Source organism: Variovorax saccharolyticus (genome assembly GCF_030316765.1).
GTDB lineage: Bacteria > Pseudomonadota > Gammaproteobacteria > Burkholderiales > Burkholderiaceae_C > Variovorax > Variovorax saccharolyticus.
Genome location: NZ_JASZYT010000002.1, coordinates 623,088 through 646,824, shown reverse-complemented (window position 1 = coordinate 646,824; position 23,737 = coordinate 623,088). Strand labels below are relative to the sequence as shown.

Annotated in this window: 17 protein-coding genes; 14 read left to right on the top strand and 3 right to left on the bottom strand. The window is 68.9% G+C overall.

From position 1 onward, the window contains the following. Nucleotides 1-9: 9 nt before the first annotated feature. Both QTI45_RS09205 and QTI45_RS09200 read right to left on the bottom strand, forming a co-directional pair. A complete protein-coding gene (locus QTI45_RS09205) occupies nucleotides 10-3,159 on the bottom strand; it encodes an efflux RND transporter permease subunit (protein ID WP_286654124.1) in 3,150 nt (1,049 codons plus the stop codon). Then, nucleotides 3,156-4,388 (bottom strand): efflux RND transporter periplasmic adaptor subunit, encoded by a 1,233-nt coding sequence (locus tag QTI45_RS09200; RefSeq protein ID WP_286368908.1) that lies wholly within the window; start codon nucleotides 4,386-4,388, stop codon nucleotides 3,156-3,158. Before QTI45_RS09200 ends, QTI45_RS09205 begins: the two co-directional genes overlap by 4 nt. Before the next feature lie 206 nt (nucleotides 4,389-4,594). Here QTI45_RS09200 and QTI45_RS09195 point away from each other — a divergent pair, with 206 nt between their 5' ends. The 7 genes from QTI45_RS09195 (at nucleotide 4,595) to mdoH (ending at nucleotide 12,546) form a co-directional block, all read left to right on the top strand. Further along, nucleotides 4,595-5,077 carry a hypothetical protein gene (locus tag QTI45_RS09195; RefSeq protein ID WP_286368907.1) on the top strand — a complete coding sequence of 161 codons (483 nt, stop codon included), beginning with the start codon at nucleotides 4,595-4,597 and terminating at the stop codon, nucleotides 5,075-5,077. Nucleotides 5,078-5,222: 145 nt separating this feature from the next. After that, nucleotides 5,223-6,590: a tRNA (N6-isopentenyl adenosine(37)-C2)-methylthiotransferase MiaB gene (gene miaB, locus QTI45_RS09190; protein WP_286368906.1), complete on the top strand. Its 1,368-nt coding sequence runs from the start codon at nucleotides 5,223-5,225 to the stop codon at nucleotides 6,588-6,590. Continuing rightward, complete coding sequence (locus QTI45_RS09185) at nucleotides 6,590-8,017, top strand: sensor histidine kinase (protein WP_286368905.1); 1,428 nt, start codon at nucleotides 6,590-6,592, stop codon at nucleotides 8,015-8,017. Before miaB ends, QTI45_RS09185 begins: the two co-directional genes overlap by 1 nt. A 68-nt stretch (nucleotides 8,018-8,085) precedes the next feature. Further along, on the top strand, nucleotides 8,086-8,682 hold the full coding sequence (locus QTI45_RS09180; protein WP_286368904.1) for a hypothetical protein: 597 nt from the start codon (nucleotides 8,086-8,088) through the stop codon (nucleotides 8,680-8,682). A 127-nt stretch (nucleotides 8,683-8,809) separates the two neighbouring features. After that, a complete protein-coding gene (locus QTI45_RS09175) occupies nucleotides 8,810-10,147 on the top strand; it encodes a sigma 54-interacting transcriptional regulator (protein ID WP_286654316.1) in 1,338 nt (445 codons plus the stop codon). A gap of 195 nt (nucleotides 10,148-10,342) precedes the next feature. After that, nucleotides 10,343-10,543: a hypothetical protein gene (locus QTI45_RS09170; RefSeq protein ID WP_286368903.1), complete on the top strand. Its 201-nt coding sequence runs from the start codon at nucleotides 10,343-10,345 to the stop codon at nucleotides 10,541-10,543. Between the two features lie 5 nt (nucleotides 10,544-10,548). Further along, a complete protein-coding gene (mdoH, locus tag QTI45_RS09165) occupies nucleotides 10,549-12,546 on the top strand; it encodes a glucans biosynthesis glucosyltransferase MdoH (protein ID WP_286368902.1) in 1,998 nt (665 codons plus the stop codon). 94 nt (nucleotides 12,547-12,640) lie between these two features. Here the strand turns inward: mdoH and ffh are convergent, their stop codons facing one another. Continuing rightward, entirely contained in the window at nucleotides 12,641-14,026 is a 1,386-nt protein-coding gene (gene ffh / locus QTI45_RS09160) for a signal recognition particle protein (RefSeq protein WP_286654123.1), read from the bottom strand. An 80-nt stretch (nucleotides 14,027-14,106) separates the two neighbouring features. Between ffh and QTI45_RS09155 the strand changes: the two genes are divergently transcribed. The 7 genes from QTI45_RS09155 (at nucleotide 14,107) to QTI45_RS09125 (ending at nucleotide 23,617) form a co-directional block, all read left to right on the top strand. Further along, nucleotides 14,107-14,916 carry a cytochrome C assembly family protein gene (locus QTI45_RS09155; RefSeq protein ID WP_286654122.1) on the top strand — a complete coding sequence of 270 codons (810 nt, stop codon included), beginning with the start codon at nucleotides 14,107-14,109 and terminating at the stop codon, nucleotides 14,914-14,916. After that, on the top strand, nucleotides 14,913-15,149 hold the full coding sequence (locus tag QTI45_RS09150) for a PP0621 family protein (RefSeq protein ID WP_286654121.1): 237 nt from the start codon (nucleotides 14,913-14,915) through the stop codon (nucleotides 15,147-15,149). Before QTI45_RS09155 ends, QTI45_RS09150 begins: the two co-directional genes overlap by 4 nt. A gap of 22 nt (nucleotides 15,150-15,171) precedes the next feature. Continuing rightward, nucleotides 15,172-16,860, top strand: coding sequence for a sensor histidine kinase (locus QTI45_RS09145; protein ID WP_286654120.1), 1,689 nt, complete (start codon nucleotides 15,172-15,174; stop codon nucleotides 16,858-16,860). A 4-nt stretch (nucleotides 16,861-16,864) separates the two neighbouring features. Then, nucleotides 16,865-18,379 carry a sigma-54-dependent transcriptional regulator gene (locus QTI45_RS09140; RefSeq protein WP_286654119.1) on the top strand — a complete coding sequence of 505 codons (1,515 nt, stop codon included), beginning with the start codon at nucleotides 16,865-16,867 and terminating at the stop codon, nucleotides 18,377-18,379. Further along, nucleotides 18,372-18,956 (top strand): 1,6-anhydro-N-acetylmuramyl-L-alanine amidase AmpD, encoded by a 585-nt coding sequence (ampD, locus tag QTI45_RS09135; RefSeq protein ID WP_286654118.1) that lies wholly within the window; start codon nucleotides 18,372-18,374, stop codon nucleotides 18,954-18,956. Before QTI45_RS09140 ends, ampD begins: the two co-directional genes overlap by 8 nt. 348 nt (nucleotides 18,957-19,304) lie before the next feature. Then, a complete protein-coding gene (locus QTI45_RS09130; RefSeq protein WP_286654117.1) occupies nucleotides 19,305-22,229 on the top strand; it encodes a ribonucleoside-diphosphate reductase subunit alpha in 2,925 nt (974 codons plus the stop codon). Between the two features lie 149 nt (nucleotides 22,230-22,378). Continuing rightward, nucleotides 22,379-23,617, top strand: a complete 1,239-nt coding sequence (locus tag QTI45_RS09125) for a ribonucleotide-diphosphate reductase subunit beta (protein ID WP_286654116.1) — start codon at nucleotides 22,379-22,381, stop codon at nucleotides 23,615-23,617. Nucleotides 23,618-23,737: the final 120 nt, after the last annotated feature.

Sequence of the window (23,737 nt, the reverse complement as noted above, 5' to 3'; positions counted from 1 at the left end):
GCCTGCGCCTCAGGCGTGCGACGGTCCGGCCGCGACGGCGGTTTCCGAAGGCAGCTCCTGCAGCGGCCCGCTGCCGCTGTAGCGGTCGAGCGCCAGGTAGATCGCCGGCGTGATGTAGAGCGTGATCACCTGCGAGAAGATCAGGCCGCCGACCACCGCCACGCCGAGCGGCTGGCGCAGTTCGGCGCCGGCACCCAGGCCCAGCGCCAGCGGCAGCGCGCCCATCATCGCGGCCAGCGTGGTCATGAGGATCGGGCGGAAGCGCAGCCGGCAGGCCTCGCGGATCGCATCCTCGGGCTTCATGCCCTCGCTGCGCTGCGCCTCGAGCGCGAAGTCGATCATCATGATCGCGTTCTTCTTGACGATGCCGATCAGCAGCAGGATCCCGATGGTGGCGATCAGGGTCAGGTCGAAGCCGAAGATCTTCAACGACAGCAAGGCGCCGACCGCCGCCGACGGCAGGCCGGCCAGGATCGTCAGCGGGTGGATGTAGCTCTCGTAGAGCACGCCCAGCAGCACGTAGATCACCAGCACCGCCAGCACCAGCAGCACGGCCTGGCTGCCTTGCGAGCTCTGGAACACCGCCGCATCGCCGCCGTAGCTCGTGATGATCGACTCCGGCACCCTGAGGTCGGCCTTGAACTGGTCGATCTTGGCCGTGGCATTGCCCAGCGGCACATCGGGCGCGAGGTTGAACGACACCGTCACCGCCTGCAGCTGCCCCTGGTGATTGACCGCGGTCGGCCCGACCGTGCGCTTGACGGTCGCGAAGGCCGACAGCGGCACCAGCTGGCCGGCCTTGTTGCGCACCGACAGGCGCGACATGTCCTCCTCGAAGCGGCGGTCGTCGTCGGCCGCCGAAAGGATCACCTGGTAGGTGTTGCTGGGGCCGTAGATGCTGCCGATCTGGCGGTCGCCGTAGGCGTTGTAGAGCGCGGTGCGCAGATCGCCGACCGCCACACCAAGCACGCCCGCCTTGTCGCGGTCGATGTCCAGGGTGGCCTGCAGGCCGCGGTTCTGCGAGTCGCTGGTGACGTCGCGGAACACCGGATCGGCGCGCATCTTCTCCATCAGCCGCTCGGCCCAGACACCCATGGTGCCGGCGTTCACGCTCTGCAGCGTGTACTGGAAGCGGGCCTTGCTCTGCCGTCCGCCCAGGCGCAGGTTCTGCACCGGCTGCATGTAGACCGCGATGCCCGGGATCTCGCGGAAGCGCTTGCGCAGCGACTCCAGCACCTTCGGCATCGCCGGGCGCTCGTTGCGCGGCTTGAGCACCGCGAACAGCCGGCCCGAGTTCTGCGTCGCGGTCGGGCCGCCGACGCCGATGAAGGAGTTGACGTAGGCCACGCTCGGGTCATCCTGCAGCGCGGCGGCGACGCGGTCCTGCAGCGCCTTCATGGCCGGGAAGGAGATGTCCTCGGCGGCCTCGGTCGTGATCTGGATCTGGCCGATGTCCTCTTCCGGGAAGAAGCCCTTCGGGATCGTGATGAACATCCAGGCCGTGAGCGCGAAGGTCGACGCGGCGACCGCCAGCATCAGCGGCCGGTGGGCCAGCGTCCAGTCGAGCGTGCGCATGTAGCTGCCGTGCACCCAGCGGTAGCCGCGCTCGAAGGCGCGGCCGATCGCGGTGCCCGGCTCGGGATGCTGCTCTTCATGGTCGATCGCCCCGGCTTCGCGCGGCTGGTGCTTGAGCAGCCGGCTCGCGAGCATCGGCACCAGCGTCAGCGAGACCACCGCCGAGACCATCACCGCCAGGCCCACCACCACCGCGAACTCGTGGAACAGCAGGCCGATCACGCCCGGCATGAAGAAGATCGGGATGAACACCGCCACCAGCGAGATCGAGATCGAGATGATCGTGAAACCGACCTCGCGGGCGCCGCGCAGCGCGGCCGCGAACGGCTCCATGCCCTTCTCGACATAGCGCATGATGTTCTCGAGCACCACGATGGCGTCGTCCACCACCAGGCCCACGGCCAGCGTGATGCCCAGCAGCGAGACGTTGTCCAGGCTGTAGCCGAAGGCGTAGAGCAGCGCCACCGCGCCGATCAGCGAGATCGGGATCGTCAGCGCCGGGATCAGGGTCGCCACCAGCCGGTGCAGGAACAGGAAGATCACCAGCACCACCAGCAAGATGGTGCCGAGCAGCGTCAGCTGGACGTCGTGCACCGCCTCGCGGATCGACAGCGAGCGGTCGTTGACCAGGTTGATCTCGACCGATTGCGGCAGCTCTTCCCGGAAGCGAGGCATCAGCGCCCGCACCGCGTCGACCACCTGCACCGTGTTGGCATTGGGCTGGCGCTGCACGGCCAGCGAGATCGAGCTTTGGCCGTTGAAGCTGCTGGCGGTCTTGACCGACTCGAAGCTGTCCTCGATGGTGGCCACCTCGTCCAGCCGCACCGGCGCGCCGTTGCGCTGGCCGACGATGATCTTGGCGAAGTCGGCCGCCTTGAGCATCTGCTCGTTGGCCTGGATCGTGAGGGTCTGGCGCGGGCCGTCGAGCACGCCCACGGGCGTGTTGGCGTTGGCCAGCCGCACCGCACTGGCCAGTTCGTCGAGCGTGATGTTGCGCGCGTTGAGCAGGTCGGCGTCGGCCTTGACGCGCACCGCGAAGCGCTTCTGCCCGTACACCGCCACCTGCGCCACGCCGTCGATGGTCGACAGCGTCGGCGAGATCAGGTTCTCGGCATAGTCGTTGAGCTCGGCTGGCGTCATCGAGTTCGACACCATCGCGATGAACAGCACCGGCGCATCGGCCGGATTCACCTTGCGGTAGGAGGGCAGCTGGGTGAGCTCGGCCGGCAGCTGCCGCTGCGCCCGCAGCAGCGCCGCCTGGACGTCGACCGCGGCGGCGTCGATGTCGCGCGAACTGACGAACTCGAGCGTGACCGAGGTCACGCCCTGGGTGTTGGTGGAGCTGATCGTCTGCAGCCCCGGGATGGTCGAGAACTGCTTCTCGAGCGGCAGCGCGACCGAGGAGGCCATGGTCTCCGGGCTGGCGCCCGGCAGCTGCGCCGAGACGTTGATGACCGGCGTGTTGTAGCTCGGCAATGCCGCGACCGGGATCTGGAAATAGGCAAAGATGCCGATCACCACCACCGCGGCAGAGAGCAGCACCGTCATCGCAGGACGACGGATGCACAGCTCGGAGATGTTCATGTGCGCTCCCGCTCCGCGACGACGCTGGCGCTGGACGGCACGACCGAGGCCGCGCTGCCCGGCGAAGGCCCGGGCGCCGCGTTGCCGGGCTGCTGCTTCTGCTGGGGCTGGGAGGCCGGCGCGTCGATCCGCACCTTGCCGCCCGGGCGAACGTTCTGCTTGCCTTCGATCACCACCTGCTCGCCGGGCTCGACGCCGGTGACGACCACCTGGGTGCCGAAGTTGTAGACCGCCTGCACCTTGCGCCGCGCGGCCTTCAATTCGGCATCGACCACGTACACCGAACTGCCCTCGGCCAGCATCATGAGGGCCGAGGCCGGCAGCACGGTGGCGTTCTCGATGGTGCGCACCGTGATCCGGGTCTCGACGAACTGCCCGGGCCAGAGCGCCTGGTCGGCGTTGTCGAACACCGCCTTGGCGCGCACCGTGCCGATCAGCGGGTCGACCGTGTTGTCGACGAAGCTCAGCGCGCCCTTGAGCGGCGCCTTGCGGCCGGCCACCAGCGCCTCGACCGGCGTGTGCTCGCGCGCCGCCTGCAGCAGGTCCTGCAGCTTGCCTTCAGGCACCGGGAAGCTCACCGCGATCGGATCGAGCTGCGTGATCGTGACCAGCGACAGGCTGGGCTGCACCAGCGTGCCCGGATAGATGTTGACGGCGCCGATGCGCCCGGCGATCGGCGCCCGGAGCGTCGCGTAGCCCAGCGCCACCTGGGCCGACTGCACCGCCGCCCGGTCGGCCGCCACCGCGGCGCGCTGCGCCTCCAGCTGGGACAGCGTGGCATCCAGGGCGCTCTTGGCGATGAAGTTCTGCGCCATCAGGTCCTGGCTGCGCTTGTACTGGCGCTCCAGGTCGGCCTGCATGGCCTCGTCGCGCTGCTGCTGGGCCCGCGCCTTGGCGAGATTGGCCTGGTCGGGACGGTCGTCGAGCGTGAAGAGCAACTGGCCGGCCTTGACGAACTGGCCCTCCTTCACGTGCACCTCGCGCACCGTGTTCGTGACCTGCGGCCGCAGGTCGACGCTGTTGAGCGAGACCACGCTGCCGTTGACCTGCACCGTGACCGGGACGTTCTGCTTCTGCGCCGCTGCCAGGGTGACCACCGCCGGCGCGCCGGCACCGGCGGTCTGGGTGGCCGCGGCGCTGCGGGACTTGGCACCCGACCACCACCAGGTGCCCGCCGCGGCGGCGACGACCAGCACACCCGAGAGGGCGAGAACGAGATTCTTCTTCATGGGGTTCCAGAGGGATCGGATGGATCGTGGGTCGGCGGAGCACACACTTTTTTGCCGGCCGCAGCTATTGGAGCAGCGAGCCGCGAAAAGAGCCCGCATCCACCGTAAAGAAATGTAAAGCGCCTGGGCAGAATGGCACGGTCAAGGGCTTCTTCGGCCGCGCCCGGCCGCTAGAATCCGCGCTTCACAGCCTCTGGATGTACCCCATGAATCGCTGCCCATCGCTCGTTTCCAGCCTCCTCTCGATCGCCCTGGCCGCTCTCGTCGTGCCGGCCAGCCTGTTCGTCCCGACCCTGGCCTCGGCCCAGCTGCTCGACCCGTCGGCGACCCAGAACGAAGCCGCCAATGGCGGCCGGACCTTCCCGCCGGGCACGCTGCGCGGCAGCTTCATGGTCGTCAACTCACCCGAGATCCAGCTCGACGGCCAGCCCGAACGGCTCTCGCCCGGTGCCCGCATCCGCAGCGCCGAGCGCATGCTGGTGATGCCGGCGGCGATCACCGGCCAGAAACTGCTGGTCAACTACACCCGCGACGCCGCCGGACTGGTGCGCGAGGTCTGGATTCTGACCCCGGACGAGGCCAGCGCCAAGCGCGCCTCGGCCGACAGGCCATGGCTCAATTTCTGGCCCTTCGTGGCCGACAGCGGCCCGCGCGACGACGGCAAGACGCCGTTCGACCAGCTGAAATAACCCAGCCCCAGGTTGGCTCGCTTCATGAGCCGCCCACCCCCTCTACGGGGGCGACACCCGCGGCCTGGCGGAGCCGGTTCCGCGGTGTCTCCCGAAAAGACAAGCGCATAGCGCAGTGAACCCCGATCCCCACCGGGAGAGCCCCATGACCCCCAAAGTTTTCATCAAGACCTTCGGCTGCCAGATGAACGAGTACGACTCGGACAAGATGGCCGACGTGCTGCGTGCCGCCGAAGGCTACGAGCCCACCACCAACGTGGACGAGGCCGACCTGATCCTGTTCAACACCTGCTCGGTGCGCGAGAAGGCGCAAGAGAAGGTGTTCTCCGACCTCGGCCGCGTCAAGCACCTGAAGGCCAAGGGCGTGAAGATCGGCGTCGGCGGCTGCGTGGCCAGCCAGGAAGGCGCCGCCATCATCGCCCGCGCGCCCTACGTCGACGTGGTGTTCGGTCCGCAGACGCTGCACCGGCTGCCCGAGATGCTGAGCCAGGGTGCCCGCGAGGGGCGGCCGCAGGTCGACATCAGCTTTCCCGAGATCGAGAAGTTCGACCACCTGCCGCCGGCCCGGGTCGAAGGCGCGACCGCCTTCGTCTCGATCATGGAAGGCTGCTCGAAGTACTGCAGCTACTGCGTGGTGCCCTACACCCGCGGCGAGGAAATCAACCGGCCGCTCGACGACGTGCTGGTGGAGGTCGCCGGCCTGGCCGACCAGGGCGTGCGCGAAGTCACGCTGCTGGGCCAGAACGTCAATGCCTACCGCGGCCGCATGGGCGACACGGCAGAGATCGCCGATTTCGCCACCCTGATCGAGTACGTCGCCGAGATCCCGGGCATCGAGCGCATCCGCTACACCACCAGCCACCCGAACGAGTTCACCCAGCGCCTGATCGACGCCTATGCCCGCGTGCCCCAGCTGGTGAGCCACCTGCACCTGCCGGTGCAGCACGGCAGCGACCGCATCCTGATGGCGATGAAGCGCGGCTACACCGCGATGGAATACAAGAGCACGGTGCGCAAGCTGCGCGCGATCCGGCCCGAGCTGGCGCTCAGCAGCGACTTCATCGTCGGCTTCCCGGGCGAGACCGACGAGGACTTCGGCAAGATGATGCGGCTGATCGACCAGCTCGAGTTCGACGCCAGCTTCAGCTTCATCTTCAGCCCGCGGCCCGGCACGCCGGCGGCGGCGCTGCACGACGACACGCCGCACGCGGTCAAGCTGGCGCGGCTGCAGCAGCTGCAGGCGGTGATCGACGGCAACGTCCGGCGCTTCGGCGAAAGCCGGGTGGGCAGCGTCCAGCGCGTGCTGGTCGAGGGCGCCTCGCGCAAGGACGCACGCGAGCTCATGGGCCGCACGGAGTGCAACCGCGTGGTCAATTTCGAAGGCGACGCCCGGCTGGTCGGCCAGATGGTCGACCTGCGCATCACGCGCTCGCTGGCCTACACGCTGCGCGGCGAAGTCCTGACGGCCGAATCCACGGCGACGGCCCGCGCGGCCGCGCTGCCGGTCGCCTGATGGCGAAGCTGACTTCGACCCGCGGCTCGTTCCAGCAACTGCTGCTGTTCGCGTTCCTGCTGATCACCGCGCTGCTGGTGGCCGTGGCGCTGCGCGCGGTGTTCCAGTACGACATCCTCATGACCCAGAGCCGCGACGCGGCGGCGCGCGCGCTCACGCTGTCGGGCGCCGCGCAGTCGCTGGCCGAGCGCAGCGCCGCGATGGAGCGCGCCGGGCGCCAGTCGCTGGTGCTCAACGACGCGGTGCTGCGGCGCCGCTTCGAGGATGCCGCGCGCGACGCCCGCCAGGTGCTGAGCCGGCTCGGCACCAACGGCCTCGGTCCCGACGGACCCGACAAGTGGCGCGAGCAGCTGGACGTCATCCAGGGCCTGATGAGCGGCGCCCCCGAGACCTCGCTGGCGCGCGAGAGCTCGATGGCGATGCAGTTCCGCGAGCTCGATGCGCTGAACACCCAGATCGCGCAGCAGGCGCAGTTCCTGATCGAGACCCAGAACAACGAGCTGGCCCAGCGCATCGAGACCGCGCGCAAGCGGCTGATGCGGCTGGTGATCGCCGCCAGCGCGCTGGCGGTGGCGCTGGCGCTGGCCTTCGGCGTCTGGCTGGCGCGCCCCTTCAAGCGCCTCGAGCGCGCGATCGTCGGCCTCGGCGAGAACCGGCTCGACGTGCCGATCGACATCCACGGGCCGTCCGACGTGCGCCGGGTGTCGCAGCAGCTCGAGTGGCTGCGGCTGCGGCTGACCGAACTCGATGCCGACAAGGCACGTTTCCTGCGACACGTCTCGCATGAACTCAAGACGCCGCTGGCCGCGCTGCGCGAAGGCGTCTCGCTGCTCGAGGACGGCGTGACCGGCGCGCTCAACCCGGCCCAGCACGAAGTGACGCAGATCCTGCAGCAGAACACGGTCGCGCTGCAGGGCCAGATCGAGGCCCTGCTGCGCTTCAACGCCGCCGCCTTCGAGGCCCGCGAGCTGCGCCGCGAACGCACCCCGCTGCTGCCGCTGATCGAGGAACAGATCGAGGCCCAGCGGCTGCAGTGGCAGGCCAACGGCCTCACGGTGCGCGCCGAGGGCGAGCCGATCTCGGTGGTGGTCGACCCGGTCAAGCTGGGCACCGCGCTGGCCAACCTGCTGTCGAACGCGATCCGCTTCTCGGCCCGCGGCGGCGCCATCACGATCACCGTGTCGAGCACTGCCGACACTGCGCAGATCGACATCGTCGACGCCGGCCCAGGGGTCGCCGAGGGCGATCGCGACCGCGTCTTCGAGCCCTTCTACCGCGGCGAGCGGCAGCCCCAGCATTCGGTCAAGGGGACCGGCATCGGCTTGTCGATCGTGCAGGAGTACATTGCAGCCCATGGCGGCCGCATCACGCTGCTGCCGGAGGGACCGGGGGCGCGATTCCGCATCGCGCTGCCACGCTCCACCTGACTTTCATCGCCCACGCGCCCATTCCTGAGTCCATGTTTTCTTCGATCTTTCGCGGATCCGCCATCGCCTTGAGCTGCGCCCTGCTGCTGGCCGGCTGCGCCGCGCCCCGCAAGCCGCCTCCCGCGCCGGTCGCGGTCGCGGTCGCCCCGACGCCCGCGCCGCCGGCCATCACCCCGGTCGAGGCCGAGCCCCTGGCCCCCGCGACCCAGCCCGCGAGCCTGTTCACGCAATGGACGCAGGGCCCCGTGGGCGCCACGCTGGCCTATGCCGACAAGGTTCGGCCGCTGGGCGCACCCGAGCTGGCGGCCGAACTCAACCGCCTGGGCGACCTGGTCGAGACGCCCGCGGTGCAGATGCAGATGGCGATCGTGCTGGCCCAGACCCGGGCCCCTGCCGACCTCGCGCGCGCCAGCGGCCTGCTGCAGCGCGTGATCTCCAATCCTTCCGCCGACGCCCTGCCGCTGCAGCCGCTGGCCCGCACGCTGGCGGCGCGCTACGCCGAGCAGCGCAAGGTCGAGGAAGAGCGCGACAAGCAGGCGCAGCAGCTGCGCGACAGCCAGCGCCGCATCGACCAGCTCAACGACCGCATCGAAGCCCTGCGCGCCATCGAGCGCAGCTTCGCGCGGCCCAATCCGGCGCCGGCGGCGCCGAAGCCCGCGCCATGAGCGCAGTGCGAAGCACGAAGGCCCCTTCATGAGCAGCGCGCCGCCCCCGGCACCGAAGCCGCCCGACACGGCCGCCGCCCCGACGGCGCGCGGCGCCCGCCTGCTGGTGGTCGACGACGACGCCGACATGCTGCGCCTGCTGTCGATGCGGCTGATGTCGGCCGGCTACCAGGTCACGGCCGTGACCTCGGCCGAGTCGGCGCTGACGCAGCTCGAGATCGAGCATCCGCAGCTGGTGCTGTCCGACGTCCGGCTGCCGGGCCGCGACGGCCTGGCGCTGTTCGACGAGATCCGCAAGCGCCATCCGACCTTGCCGGTGATCCTGCTGACCGCGCACGGCACCATTCCCGATGCGGTCGAAGCCACCGCGCGCGGCGTCTTCACCTACCTCACCAAGCCCTACGACGCCCGCGAGCTGCTCGAGAAGATCGGCCAGGCGCTGGCCCTGGGCGCCCCGGCCGCCGCGCCCGGCAAGGCCGGCGACGAGAGCTGGCGCGCCGAGATCGTGAGCCGCAGCAACCGAATGGCCGAGCTGCTGGCCGAGGCCCGCATGGTCGCCAAGTCCGATGCCAGCGTGCTGCTGCGCGGCGACAGCGGCGCCGGCAAGGAAGTGCTGGCGCGCGCCATCCACCGCGCCAGCGCGCGCGCCGACAAGCCCTTCGTGGCGGTCAACTGCGGCGCCATCCCCGAGGCCCTGCTCGAATCCGAGCTGTTCGGCCACATGAAGGGCGCCTTCACCGACGCGGTCGCCAATCACAAGGGCCTGTTCCAGCAGGCCGATGGCGGCACCCTGCTGCTCGACGAGATCGGGGACATGCCGCCGGCCCTGCAGGTCAAGCTGCTGCGGGTGCTGCAGGAGCGCGCGGTGCGGCCGCTGGGCGGCAGCCAGTCGATCGCGGTCGACGTCCGCATCATCTCGGCCACCCACCGCGACCTCGACGCCGCGATGGAGGCCGGGCAGTTCCGCGAAGACCTGTACTACCGTCTCAACGTCGTGACACTGAGCCTGCCGCCGCTGTCGGCGCGGCGCGAGGACATCCCGCTCCTGGCCAACCACTTCCTGCAGCGGCTGTCGACCAAGTACGGCAAGCGGCTGTCGGGCTTCGCGCCCGAGGCGCTGAAGGCGCTGACCACCGCCTCCTGGCCCGGCAACGTGCGGCAGCTGTTCAACGTGGTGGAGCAGGTCTGCGCGCTGTCGAGCTCGCCGCTGATCCCGCTGGCGCTGGTGCAGCGCGCGCTGCGCGTTCCGAGCGTCGAGGTCCAGACCTACGCCGAGGCCAAGCAGCGCTTCGAGCGCGACTACCTGGTCGGCCTGCTCAAGCTGACCGATGGCAACGTGGCCGACGCCGCCCGCCTGGCCGACCGCAACCGGACCGAGTTCTACCGCCTGCTGCAGAAGCACGAACTCACGCCCGGACACTTCAAGGCCGACGCCCCGTCGCCGGGCGGCGAATCCGGTCGCTGACCAGCGACACGCCAAGTTGTTGATTTCATTGGGTTTTGTCAGTCAGGCTTGATGGCTGTCGGGCCGAGGCGACAAATTCGGGGGTCTGGCGGCCGGTTTCGCCCGCCGGCCCCCGCGAAAAGCCGGAAATTCAGTCCAAGCGATTGATTTCAAAGGGTTTTTCGGCCCTGGCACAGGGTTTGCCCCTGTACAGGCATGACAGCACTCACCAGCCCCACTTTCGCACTGCGCCCGCAGCGCGACGGCCTGCGTCAAAAGCAGTTTTCCCTCTCGCGGCCCCGTGCCGCGGGTCAGATGCTGGCAGCCCAGTCGGGTGCCGGCCACATCGCGCCCGAGAGCGTGTTCAAGCGCTTTCCGGCAATTGGCGACACCGCCTTCGACAAGCAACGAGGCTGAAGCGCATGAAGCCCACCCACTACGCCCAACCGAAGCTGCTGGCCGAGAGCGACTTCTCGCACCGCAGCCCGCTGCGCGAGGAACGCCACCCGAACTCGGTGACGGCGCCCCCGATCAACCGCGGCTCGATGACGCCCCGCCCCTGGCGCGGTTTCTGGAACAGCATCGGTACCGCCCTGCTGGTCAAGCTCGGCGCCGGTGCCGCCAAGGGCGCCGCCAAGCCGGCCGGCCCGCAGCAGCCCTGGCAGCGCGCCGCCGCACAGCGGCGCCTGACCTTCATGGCGCTGACCGTGCTGAGCACCATCGTCGCCGGCACGCTCTTCGCCCGCGTCCAGCCCGACTACGACAACCTCTGGCTCGAATACAGCCAGATCGCGCTCTACGCGGTGCTCTCGGGCTGGGTCGTGACCGGTTTCGTGACCGCGCTGATGGGCTTCTACGTCTCGGTGCGCGGTGACAAGCACGCGCTGTCGGGCAAGCAGGTGGCCGACCATCCGATGAACCCCGAGGCACGCACGGCGATCATCATGCCGATCTGCAACGAGGACGTGTCGACCGTGTTCGCCGGCCTGCGCGCCACCTGCGAATCGGTGGCCTCCACCGGGCACGCGAAGCAGTTCGACGTCTTCGTGCTGTCCGACAGCTACACGCCCGAGATCGCCGCCGCCGAGCGCGCCGCCTGGGAAGACCTGCGCGCCGCGCTGGCCGAAAGCCCCAACCAGCCCCAGGTCGAGGTCTACTACCGCCTGCGCACCCGCCGCACCCACCGCAAGGCCGGCAACGTGGCCGACTTCTGCCGCCGCTGGGGCAAGGACTACCGCTACATGGTCGTGCTCGACGCCGACAGCGTCATGAGCGGCGACTGCCTGACCTCGATGGTCAAGCTGATGGAAGCCAACCCGACCGCCGGCATCATCCAGACCGCGACCCAGGCCATCGGCCACGTCACGCTGCACGCCCGCGCCCAGCAGTTCGCCTCGCGCATGACCGGCCGCCTGTTCACGCTCGGCATGCAGTTCTGGCAGCTCGGCGAGTCTCACTACTGGGGCCACAACGCGATCATCCGCGTCCAGCCCTTCATGGACCACTGCGCGCTGGCGCCCATCAAGGGCAAGGGCGGCATGTCGGGCGGCATCATGTCGCACGACTTCGTCGAAGCCGCGCTGATGCGCCGCGCCGGCTTCCACGTCTGGCTGGTCGCCGACCTGGTCGGCAGCTACGAGCAGCAGCCGCCGGACCTGCTGTCCGAGCTGCAGCGCGACCGCCGCTGGTGCCAGGGCAACCTGCAGAACGCCCGCCTGATGGCCGAGCCCGGCCTGCACCCGGTGCACCGCGCGATGTTCGTCACCGGCACCATGGCCTACGCCTCGGCGCCGCTGTGGCTGGCCTTCCTGACCCTCGGCACGGCGCTGTGGCTGACCGGTTCGAGCGTGGTCGAGCACTGGCTCGCGATGCCGATGGAACTCGCCGGCCTGTGGCTGTGGACCCTGTGCCTGCTGTTCCTGCCGCGCATCCTGGGCCTGGTCGCGGTCGTGATCCGCGGCGAGCAACGCCAGTTCGGCGGTGTCGGCGGCCTGCTCAAGAGCGCCGCGCTCGAAAGCGCGATGGCCATCGTCCAGGCCCCGGTGCGCATGCTGGCCCATTCGCTGTTCGTGGTGGTGGCCCTGACCGGCCTCAAGCTCGACTGGAAGTCGCCCCCGCGCGAAGCCGCCGCCGTCTCCTGGCGCATCGCGGTCTCGCAACTGGCTCCGATGTCCTTCGTGATCGCCGCACTGGCCGTCGGCATCGCGCTGATCGATGCCAGCGCCCTGACCTGGCTGATGCCCGTGGGCCTGCCGCTGCTGCTGGCGATCCCGCTGACGGTGCTGACCAGCCAGATCGGCTTCGGCATCGCGCTGCGCGACCGCGGCTTCCTGCTGATCCCCGAGGAATCGCGTTCGCCGGCAGTGCTGCGCAGGGCCTGGATGCATGCGCTTCGGCTGTCGCGTCCGGTTGCGGCCTGAGCAGGTTCGAGCCTTGAGAGAAAGCCCCGCGATGCGGGGCTTTTTCGTTGGCGGCTGCGGCCGGGGCGGGCTCACGCCGCGCCGCCCCAGGGACTCAGAAGCGCGGCATCCCGCCGCCGCCGCCCATCGGCGGCATGCCCTTCATGCCGCCCATGCGCTTCATCATCTTCATGAGGCCGCCGCCCTTCATCTTCTTCATCATCCCCTGCATCTGCTCGAACTCGTTGAGCAGGCGGTTCACTTCCTGGACCTGCACGCCGGCGCCGGCCGCGATGCGGCGCTTGCGCGTCGCCTTGAGCAGTTCGGGCTTGCGGCGCTCCAGCGGCGTCATGCTGTTGATGATCCCTTCCTTGCGCCGGATGTCGCGCTCGGCGCGGGTCATGTCGGCCTCGGTCGCCTTGGCGGCCATCTGTGCCGGCAGCTTGTCGAGAATGCTCGACAGCCCGCCCATCTGCTTCATCTGCTGCAACTGGCCGAGGAAATCGTTGAGGTCGAAGCCGGCGCCGCTCTTGACCTTGGCCGCCAGCTTCTGGGCCGCGGCCACGTCGACGCCGGCCGTGACCTGCTCGACCAGGGCGACGATGTCGCCCATGCCCAGGATGCGGCCGGCATGGCGCTCGGCATCGAAGACCTCGAGGCCGTCGATCTTCTCGCTGACGCCGGCGAACTTGATCGGCACGCCCGTGACCTGCCGCACCGACAGTGCGGCCCCGCCGCGCGAGTCGCCGTCGGTCTTGGTCAGGATGATGCCGGTCAGCGGCAGCGCTTCCTTGAAGGCCTTGGCGGTATTGATCGCGTCCTGGCCTTGCATCGCGTCGACCACGAACAGGGTCTCGACCGGATCGAGGGCCGCGTGCAGCTGCTGGATCTCCTGCATCAGCACTTCATCGATCGCCAGGCGACCGGCGGTGTCGACCAGCAGCACGTCGAAGAAGTGGCGCTTGGCATGGTCGAGCGCGGCGCGGGCGATGTCCAGCGGCTTCTGGTCGGGCGTGCTCGGGAACCATTCGGCGCCGGCCTGCTTGGTGACCGTCTTGAGCTGCTCGATGGCGGCCGGCCGGTAGACGTCGCCGGACACGGTCAGCACCTTCTTCTTGCGCTTCTCGATCAGGTGCTTGGCCAGCTTGGCGGTGGTGGTGGTCTTGCCCGCACCCTGCAGGCCGGCCATCAGGATCACGGCCGGCGGCTGGGCCGCGAGGTTGATGTCGGAGACGCCCTCGCCCATGGTCGCGGCGAGTTCGCGGTTGACGATGCCGATCAGCGCCTGGCCCGGCTTCAGCGAGCCCAGCACCTCCTGGCCGAGCGCCTTTTCCTTGACGCGGGCAACGAAGTCGCGCACGACGGGCAAGGCGACGTCGGCCTCGAGCAGGGCCATGCGCACCTCGCGCAGCATGTCCTGGACGTTGCTTTCGGTGATGCGGGCCTGGCCGCTGACCTGCTTGACGAGGCGGGAGAATTTTTCGGTGAGGGCGCTGGCCATGGTGCTTCCCGCTGGACGGGACCGGTATGAGAACGGGAGCGACGGCATTCCGCAGAAGGCGAGAAGCTAAACTCCAGCCGATGATTTTAGCGATCCCCTCCCCGCTCGGCGTGGCACTGGGCATCGCCACCGCCGCCGCCTACGGCGTCACCGCTGCCGCCGCCTCCAGTTTCAGCCGCTCCTCGACCCAGTGGCTGCTGGTGCTGGCCTGGCTGCTGCACGCCCTGGCGCTGGCCGCCGGGCTGGTCGGCGGCACGCCGCGTTTCGGCTTCGCGCCGGCGATCTCGGTCACGGCCTGGCTGGTGCTGACCGTCTACGCCATCGAAAGCAGCCTCTACCCGCAGCTCAAGGTGCGCCGCACGCTGGCGGTGCTGGGCGCCGCCGCGGTGCTGCTGGCGGTGCTGTTCCCCGGCACGCCGCTGCATGTCTCGGCCTCGCCGTGGCTGCCGCTGCACCTGGCGCTGGGGATCGCGTCGTATGGCCTGTTCGGTGCCGCCGTGGTCCACGCCTGGCTCATGACGCGGGCCGAGAAGCAGATCCGGCTCGCCGCCGAGCCGCAGGGCGGCGTGCCGCTCCTGACCATGGAGCGCCTGACCTTCCGCTTCGTGACCGCGGGCTTCGTGCTGCTCTCGGCCACACTGCTGGCCGGCCTGCTGTTCAGCGAGACGCTGTACGGCAACTCGGTGCGCGGCTGGAAGTGGGACCACAAGACCATCTTCTCGGTGCTGGCCTGGGTGACTTTCGCGATCCTGCTGACCGGCCGCGCCCGCTTCGGCTGGCGCGGCCGGACCGCGCGGCGCGTGCTCTACGCGGGCTCGGCGCTGCTGCTGCTGGCCTACGTCGGCTCGCGCTTCGTGCTCGAGGTCGTGCTGTCGCGCGCAAGCTCATGAAATACCTGCTCGTCTTCGCGGTCGTCTTCATCGCGATCTGGCTCTGGCGCAAGAACCGGCGCGAGGAGATGCAGTCGCGCCCGCCGCCGCAGAAGCCGCCGGCCGTCGGCGCGCCACAGGCCATGGTGCGCTGCGCGCACTGCGGACTCCACCTGCCGGCCGCCGACGCAATCGCCGGCCCCGACGGCGCCGTCTACTGCAGCGCGGCGCACCGCCAGGCCGGCAGGCAATGAGGCCGGCCCCGGAGCGCCCGGCATGACCGCGTTCCTGCGTGCCCACGGCGAGCCCGCCACCGACTGGAGTTCGCTCGAGCATTTCAGCGGCCAGAGCACCGCGCTGAAGCGCCTTTGGCGCGGCTTCGTGGCCGCACGCTGCTTCGTGGCGGCCGTTCTGCTGCTGCTGCAAGGACTGGGCTTCGTGCTCGGACAGGCCACGCAAGCCGCGACCCTCGCGCTCTGCGCGGGCTACCTGGCGGCCACGCTGCTGGCCGTGCGCTATGCGCCGCAGCAGCAGATCCGCAGTCTGGGGCGGGCCTGGTTCGCCACCATCGGCGTCGACCTCGTGGTCTTCGCGGCGCTGCAGGTGCTCCAGGTCGGCGGCATCAACTACTCTCCGCTGTTCGCGATGCCGGTGCTCATGGGCGCGGTGCTGGGCACCGGCGCGGTCGGCCTCGGCACCACCGCCGTCGCGACGCTGCTGCTGCTCGGCCATGCCGCCTGGTACTGGCTCGAGCAGCCGGCCGACACCTCGCCTCGCTTCGTGCAGGCGGCGCTGACGGGCACCGGCCTGTTCGTGGTGGCCCTGATCGCCCACGAGATGGCGCGCCGGCTGACGCGCGAGGAGGCCTTGGCGCAGCGCAACCGCAGCGCCGCCCAGATGCATGCGCTGGTCAACGATCTGGTGATCGAGACGCTCAGCGAAGGCGTGCTGGTGCTCGATGCGCAGGGCCAGGTGCACGCGGCCAATCCTGCCGCCGATGCGATCCTGGGCCAGGGCCTGGCCCAGATCGAACTGCCGTTCACGCTCAATGCCTATCCGCCCTGGGTCCCGCTGGCCGCGCTGGCGCGCCAGACCTTCGCACGGCGCACGCCGCAGTCCAAGGAGATCCCGGTCGCGCAGGCCCAGGGCGCGGCGCGCGAGGTGCGCGTGCGCACGCGGCTGACCCGCTCGCCGGACCCGGCTTCCGACAGCCTTTGCGTGATGTTCCTGCAGGACCTGCGCGAACTCGAGGCCCGCATCCGCACCGAGAAGCTCGCCGCCATGGGCCGCATGTCGGCCGCGGTGGCGCACGAGATCCGAAACCCGCTGGCCGCCATCACGCAGGCCAGCGCATTGCTGGCCGAGGACCTGGTCGACCCCGCTCATCGCCAGCTGACGACCATGGTGCAGCAGAACGCGCAGCGCCTGTCGCGCATCGTCGACGATGTGCTCGATGTCGCGCGGGCCCGTCAGCAGCGCGTGCTGCCGCTGGGCGAGCAGTTGGCGCTCGACGCCACGGTACGCACGCTGGCCGAGGAATGGGTGCTGCATTCGCAGCGCCAGGGCGTGCTGCTGGCGCTCGACGCCCCGGGCAGCGACGTGCGCTTCGACGTCGAGCACCTGCGCCGCATCCTCGTCAACCTGCTCGACAACGCGGCCCGTTACGCGGGCGACCGCGAAGGCTCGATCCAGGTCGCGACCCGGATCAACGCCGCCGGCCGCGCCACCTTGCAGATCTGGAGCGACGGCGCCCCGCTCGAGCCGGCCGTGCAGCGGCATCTGTTCGAGCCCTTCTTTTCCTCCGAGAGCCGCTCGAGCGGACTCGGCCTCTTCCTGTGCCGGGAGCTGTGCGAGCGCCACGGCGCCACCATCGGCTACGAGCGCCGCGCGCTGTCGGCAGCCGGGCCCGAAGGCAACGAGTTCTTCGTTTCGTTTGCCTCGGCCGAGACCCGGCTGACACAATAGCCGCGTGAGCACACCCAACCCGTCCGCACCGCGCCCCGCCCAGATCCTGGTCGTCGACGACGAGCCCGACCTGCGCACGCTCTACGAACTGACGCTGCTGCGCGAGGGCTACCGGGTCGAGGCCGCCGGCAGCGTGGCCGAAGCCTCGCAGCACCTGGACGCCGGCCGCTTCGATGCCGTGATCACCGACATGCGGCTGCCCGACGGGCTCGGCATGCAGATCCTGCAGCGCATTCAGCAGGACCAGCGCGGCGAGCGCTGCGTCGTGATGACCGCCTACGGCTCGGCCGAGAACGCGGTCGAGGCGCTCAAGGCCGGTGCCTTCGACTACCTGACCAAGCCGGTCGACCTGAAGCAGTTCCGGGCCGTGGTGGCCTCCGCCGTGCAGGCCACCGCGCAGCTCGCGGGCGCGCGCGCCGTGCGGCCGGCCGACGAGCGCGCCGAGGACGGCGCCCGCATCGCCAGCGCGGTCGGCAGCGGCGGCGTGGCCGCGCTCGAGCGGCTGGTCGGCGACTCCGAGCCGATGCGCCTGGTCAAGGCACGCATCGCCAAGGTGGCGCGCGGCATGGCGCCGGTGCTGGTGCGCGGCGAATCCGGCACCGGCAAGGAGCTGGTCGCCCGCGCCGTGCACGCCTGCAGCCAGCGCAGCGACGGCCCTTTCGTCGCGGTCAACTGCGGCGCCATTCCCGAGAACCTGCTCGAGGCCGAGTTCTTCGGCGCCCGCAAGGGCTCCTACACCGGCTCCTCGCAAGACCGCGACGGCTATTTCCAGGCCGCGCGCGGCGGCACCCTGTTTCTCGACGAGATCGGCGACCTGCCGCTGGCCATGCAGTCGAAGCTGCTGCGCGCCATCCAGGAGCGCAGCGTGCGCCCGATCGGCTCGACCCAGGAGGACGCGGTCGACGTGCGCATCGTCAGCGCCACCCACAAGGACCTGCAGGCCGAGGTGCAGGCCAGCCGGTTCCGGCAAGACCTGTTCTACCGCCTCAACGTGATCGAGATCGCGGTGCCGGCCCTGCGCGAGCGCCGCGGCGACCTGCCGGCGCTGTGCAAGGCCCTGTTGGCGCGGATCGCGCACGACGCCGGCATGCCGGTGCCGACGCTGTCGGCCGAGGTGCTGCAGCGGCTGTCGGAGCACCCGCTGCAAGGCAACGTGCGCGAACTCGAGAACCTGCTGCACCGCGCCGTGGCCCTGAGCGACGGCGACATGCTGCACCTCGATTTCGCCGGAAACAGCGCGCTGCCGGCCGAAGCGCCGCTGTCGGAGCCGGCGCCGCCGGCTCAGGTGGCGGCCGCACCGGCCACGACCTCGCCCTCCAGGGCCGGTCCCGAAGTTCCGAACGACCTGCAGGGCTACCTCGACCAGCAGGAGCGCGACATCCTGATCCTGGCGCTGCAGGAGACCGGCTTCAACCGCACCGCCGCGGCCGCCCGGCTCGGCCTGAGCCTGCGCCAGATCCGCTACCGGATCGCGCGCCTGGGCATCGCGACTCCGAACGGCGACGGCGCGGATGAATGAGCCCGGTCTTTGGCGCGATGGCTGGTATGGCTTCGCGCGGCAGCTGCGCTCTCCCAACTTCGGACCGCGGCCGGCCGGCGCGGAGATCGACCTGATCGTGCTGCACTCGATCAGTCTGCCGCCCGGGCAGTACGGCGGCGACGAGGTCCAGCGGCTCTTCACCAACCTTCTCGACTGGGACGCGCATCCCTATTTCGACCGCATCCGCGGCCTCGAGGTGTCGGCGCACTTCTATGTGCGGCGCAACGGCGAGCTGTGGCAGTTCGTGAGCTGCGACGACCGTGCCTGGCATGCCGGCGCATCGTGCTGGCGTGGCCGCGACAACTGCAACGACGATTCGATCGGCATCGAGCTCGAGGGCATCGAAGGCGGCGCGTTCGAGGCCGCGCAATACGAGACCCTGGCCAGCCTGTGCCCCGCGCTCGCCCAGCGCCACCCGATCCGCTTCGTGGCCGGCCACCAGCACATCGCGCCCGGCCGCAAGGAGGACCCCGGCGCCGGCTTCGACTGGCACCTGCTGCGAGAGCAACTGGGCTGGGACGCGGCGATGTTCCCCCCGGGCGAGGCCGGCCGCTAGTTTTTTTCAATCGCCGCGCGGCCCGCGATGCGTCGCCGCCAAAGCCTCGTCATGACGGCGACGCCCCCGCCCCGGGGCAGCAACCATGCGCTTTTCAAGCCCAAATGCGGCGGAAACGCACGTCAGCCGCGGACTGCGCTACCGTCGTTCAACGGCCACGGGGCAGAAGCGCATTCCGGCGCGTTCGAGCGCCCTTTCACAATCATTGATATTTGTGGAAAACACTACATCTAGTGGGTTGTAGGCCTGCGAGACCCTAGATATAGTGTGCCCTGCCCGGCGCTCGAAGCCCAAACCCATGGCCGCACTGGCGCCGCCGCCCCAACAAGAATTGCCAACGAGGATCGCATGCAAACAGCCCTGAACACCCCCTCCGCCTCCCGCGCCTCCCACACGGCTTCCTCGACGCCGCAGCAGCGCGATGTCGCCGGCTCGCCCGCCGGCAATGCACTGGCCCACTACCAGATCATCCGCCGCAACGGCTCGGTCGTTCCCTTCGAGCCCAACAAGATCGCGATCGCGATGATGAAGGCCTTCCTCGCGGTGCACGGCACCCAGGGCGCGGCCTCCGCCAGCGTGCGCGAGACGGTCGACGCCCTGACCCAGGCCGTGGTCCGCGCGATGGTCCGCTCGCGTCCGGGCGGCGGCACCTTCCACATCGAGGACGTGCAGGACCAGGTCGAACTCGGCCTGATGCGCGGCGGCCACCACGAGATCGCCCGCGCCTACGTGCTCTACCGCGAGCGCCGCAGCCGGGAGCGTCTCAAGCAAGGCGAGCAGGATGCCCCGATCGCGGTCTCCACGCTGCACGTGCTGGACCGCGGCGAGCGCGTCGCGCTCGACCTCAACGACCTCAAGGACCTGATCGAGTCGGCCTGCGTCGGCCTCGGCGACAGCATCACGGCCAACCCGATCGTGGCCGAGACGATGCGCAACCTCTACGACGGCGTACCGCTCGACGAGGTCTACAAGGCCTCGATCCTGGCGGCCCGCACGCTGATCGAGAAGGACCCCGACTACACCTTCGCCACCGCCCGCCTGCTGCTGCACACGATCTTCAAGGAAGTGATCGGCCGCGAAGTTCCGCTGGCCGAACGGGCCCAGGCCTACGCCGACTACTTCCCGCACTTCATCAAGAAGGGCGTCGACAACGAGCTGCTCGACGAGAAGCTGCTGCAGTTCGACCTGGCCCGCCTGGGCGCGGCGCTCAAGCCCGAGCGCGACCTGCAGTTCGACTACCTCGGCCTGCAGACCCTGTACGACCGCTACTTCCTGCACGTGCGCAAGTCGCGCATCGAGCTGCCGCAAGCCTTCTTCATGCGCGTCGCGATGGGCCTGTCGCTCAACGAGATCGACCGCGAAGCCCGGGCCATCGAGTTCTACGAAGTGATGTCGTCCTTCGACTTCATGTCGAGCACCCCGACCCTGTTCAACAGCGGCACCCTGCGCTCGCAGCTGTCGAGCTGCTACCTGACCACCGTGCCCGACGACCTGGACGGCATCTACGAATCCATCAAGGAAAACGCGCTGCTGTCGAAGTTCGCCGGCGGCCTGGGCAACGACTGGACCCGCGTGCGCGCCCTCGGCAGCCACATCAAGGGCACCAACGGCGAATCGCAGGGCGTCGTGCCCTTCCTGAAGGTGGTCAACGACACCGCCGTCGCGGTCAACCAGGGCGGCAAGCGCAAGGGCGCGGTCTGCACCTACCTGGAGACCTGGCACCTCGACATCGAAGAATTCCTCGAGCTGCGCAAGAACACCGGCGACGACCGCCGCCGCACGCACGACATGAACACGGCCAACTGGATCCCCGACCTGTTCATGCGCCGCGTCATGGAAAAGGGCAGCTGGACCCTGTTCTCGCCGTCGAACGTGCCCGACCTGCACGACAAGTTCGGCCTCGACTTCGAGACCGCCTACGTCGCCTACGAAGAAAAGGCCGCCCGCGGCGAGATCACGCCGAGCCGCACGCTGCAGGCGTCGGACCTCTGGCGCAAGATGCTCACGATGCTGTTCGAGACCGGCCATCCCTGGATCACCTTCAAGGACGCCTGCAACGTGCGCTCGCCGCAGCAGCACGCCGGCGTGGTCCATTCGTCGAACCTCTGCACCGAGATCACGCTCAACACCAGCGACACCGAAACCGCGGTCTGCAACCTCGGCTCGGTCAACCTGCTGCAGCATCTGAAGGACGGCAAGGTCGACCAGGCCAAGCTCCAGCGCACCATCTCGACCGCGATGCGGATGCTCGACAACGTGATCGACATCAACTACTACGCGGTCAAGAAGGCACGCGACTCCAACCTGCGCCACCGCCCGGTCGGCCTCGGCCTGATGGGCTTCCAGGACGCGCTCTACGAGCTGCGCATCCCCTACGCCTCGCAGGACGCCGTGCAGTTCGCCGACGAATCCATGGAAGCGATCTGCTACCACGCCTACTGGGCCTCGACCGAGCTGGCGCGCGAGCGCGGCAAGTACTCGAGCTACAAGGGCTCGCTGTGGGACAAGGGCGTGCTGCCGCCCGACACCCTCGACCTGCTCGAGAAGGCCCGCGGCGGCTACGTCGAAGTCGACCGCTCGTCGACGCTCGACTGGGACGCGCTGCGCCAGAAGATCAAGACCGACGGCATGCGCAACTCCAACTGCGTCGCCATCGCGCCGACCGCCACCATCTCGAACATCATCGGCGTCGACGCCTCGATCGAACCCTGCTTCGGCAACCTGTCGGTCAAGTCGAACCTGTCGGGCGAGTTCACGGTCATCAACCACTACCTGGTGCGCGACCTCAAGCGCCTGGGCCTGTGGGACGACGTGATGGTGATGGACCTGAAGCATTTCGACGGCTCGCTGCGCCCGATCGACCGCGTGCCGCAGGACGTCAAGGCGCTCTACGCCACCGCCTTCGAAGTCGAGACCACCTGGCTCGTCGAAGCCGCTGCACGGCGCCAGAAGTGGATCGACCAGGCGCAGTCGCTCAACATCTACATGGCCGGCGCATCGGGCAAGAAGCTCGACGACACCTACAAGCTCGCATGGCTGCGCGGTCTCAAGACCACCTACTACCTGCGCACGCAGAGCGCCACGCACGCCGAGAAATCGACCGTGCAATCGGGCCGCTTGAACGCGGTGTCCTCGGGCAGCGGCGATGCATCGTCGGGCATGAGCGCACTCGAAGCCGCGGCGCTCGCAGCGCAAGCGCAGTTGAGCGCGATGCCCGCGACCGACATCGCGTTCTGCGGCGTCGACGATCCGACCTGCGAAGCCTGCCAGTGATGTCGGCCTGAAGATGTCGTGGTTCGCGGCATCGACCGACAGATTGCGATGCATGCGAACAACATAACGACCACATAATTGAAGCGCGATGTGAGGAGCACTTTGCAACTCACATCGTTGCTCACATAATTTGAGCATTGGATTTTTCTATGTTGACCTGGGACGAAGAAGTCAAGCCCTCCTTGCCAAAGGATCTGCCTCAAGGATTGCGGCACCCATCGAACAGCGGCGCGCCAGTCGCCCGCTCGTCGGAGTTCCCGACTTCGCAAATTGCTCCCCAAGCTTCTTCCGCCGTGAACGCAGTGCGCACGCTCGATGACGGCGCAGCGGTTCGCGCCGCGCCGGCTGCCGCGCAGACCGCGCCCGCAGCGCACCGCGTCAAGGCCGCCGACAAGCGCATCATCAACGGCCAGACCGACGTCAACCAGCTGGTGCCGTTCAAGTACAAGTGGGCCTGGGAAAAGTACCTCGCCACCTGCGCCAACCACTGGATGCCGCAGGAAGTGAACATGACGCGCGACATCGCGCTCTGGAAAGACCCGAACGGCCTGACCGAAGACGAGCGCCGCATCGTCAAGCGCAACCTCGGCTTCTTCGTGACCGCCGACTCGCTGGCCGCCAACAACATCGTGCTGGGCACCTACCGCCACATCACGGCGCCCGAATGCCGCCAGTTCCTGCTGCGCCAGGCCTTCGAGGAAGCGATCCACACGCACGCCTACCAGTACATCGTCGAATCGCTGGGCCTGGACGAGAGCGAGATCTTCAACGCCTACAACGAAGTGCCGTCGATCCGCGAAAAGGACCAGTTCCTGATCCCGTTCATCGACGCCATCAGCGACCCGAACTTCAAGACCGGCACGCACGAGACCGACCAGACCCTGCTCAAGTCGCTGATCGTCTTCGCCTGCCTCATGGAAGGCCTCTTCTTCTACGTCGGCTTCACGCAGATCCTCGCGCTGGGCCGCCAGAACAAGATGACCGGCGCCGCCGAGCAGTACCAGTACATCCTGCGCGACGAGTCGATGCACTGCAACTTCGGCATCGACCTGATCAACCAGCTCAAGCTCGAGAACCCGCAGCTCTGGACGGCCGAGTTCAAGGCCGAGATCAAGGCCCTCTTCATGAAGGCCGTCGAGCTCGAGTACAAGTACGCCGAAGACACCATGCCGCGTGGCGTGCTCGGCATGAACGCATCCATGTTCAAGGGCTACCTGCGCTACATCGCCAACCGGCGCGCGCAGCAGATCGGCCTCGAAACGCTCTTCCCGAACGAAGAAAACCCCTTCCCCTGGATGAGCGAAATGATTGACCTGAAGAAGGAGCGCAACTTCTTCGAAACCCGCGTGATCGAGTATCAATCGGGCGGTGCGCTCTCCTGGGACTGAGACTTTCCGACAAGAACAAAGTGCATTCAGAAATAGCCTTCAACGAACCACCGCACCGGAGAGTGCGGCGTCGCTGAGGGCGCAGGTGTTCATGGTGCTGGAATCCGTTCCAACGCCATG

What these genes read in the sequence shown, in the direction of transcription:
- QTI45_RS09125 (WP_286654116.1), top strand. Translation starts at nt 22,379, where the DNA reads ATGTTGACCTGGGACGAAGAAGTCAAGCCCTCCTTGCCAAAGGATCTG.
- QTI45_RS09150 (WP_286654121.1), top strand. Translation starts at nt 14,913, where the DNA reads ATGAAATACCTGCTCGTCTTCGCGGTCGTCTTCATCGCGATCTGGCTC.
- QTI45_RS09185 (WP_286368905.1), top strand. Translation starts at nt 6,590, where the DNA reads ATGGCGAAGCTGACTTCGACCCGCGGCTCGTTCCAGCAACTGCTGCTG.
- QTI45_RS09145 (WP_286654120.1), top strand. Translation starts at nt 15,172, where the DNA reads ATGACCGCGTTCCTGCGTGCCCACGGCGAGCCCGCCACCGACTGGAGT.
- QTI45_RS09205 (WP_286654124.1), bottom strand. Translation starts at nt 3,159, where the DNA reads ATGAACATCTCCGAGCTGTGCATCCGTCGTCCTGCGATGACGGTGCTG.
- QTI45_RS09195 (WP_286368907.1), top strand. Translation starts at nt 4,595, where the DNA reads ATGAATCGCTGCCCATCGCTCGTTTCCAGCCTCCTCTCGATCGCCCTG.
- miaB (WP_286368906.1), top strand. Translation starts at nt 5,223, where the DNA reads ATGACCCCCAAAGTTTTCATCAAGACCTTCGGCTGCCAGATGAACGAG.
- QTI45_RS09170 (WP_286368903.1), top strand. Translation starts at nt 10,343, where the DNA reads ATGACAGCACTCACCAGCCCCACTTTCGCACTGCGCCCGCAGCGCGAC.
- mdoH (WP_286368902.1), top strand. Translation starts at nt 10,549, where the DNA reads ATGAAGCCCACCCACTACGCCCAACCGAAGCTGCTGGCCGAGAGCGAC.
- QTI45_RS09130 (WP_286654117.1), top strand. Translation starts at nt 19,305, where the DNA reads ATGCAAACAGCCCTGAACACCCCCTCCGCCTCCCGCGCCTCCCACACG.
- QTI45_RS09175 (WP_286654316.1), top strand. Translation starts at nt 8,810, where the DNA reads ATGCTGCGCCTGCTGTCGATGCGGCTGATGTCGGCCGGCTACCAGGTC.
- ffh (WP_286654123.1), bottom strand. Translation starts at nt 14,026, where the DNA reads ATGGCCAGCGCCCTCACCGAAAAATTCTCCCGCCTCGTCAAGCAGGTC.
- ampD (WP_286654118.1), top strand. Translation starts at nt 18,372, where the DNA reads ATGAATGAGCCCGGTCTTTGGCGCGATGGCTGGTATGGCTTCGCGCGG.
- QTI45_RS09155 (WP_286654122.1), top strand. Translation starts at nt 14,107, where the DNA reads ATGATTTTAGCGATCCCCTCCCCGCTCGGCGTGGCACTGGGCATCGCC.
- QTI45_RS09200 (WP_286368908.1), bottom strand. Translation starts at nt 4,388, where the DNA reads ATGAAGAAGAATCTCGTTCTCGCCCTCTCGGGTGTGCTGGTCGTCGCC.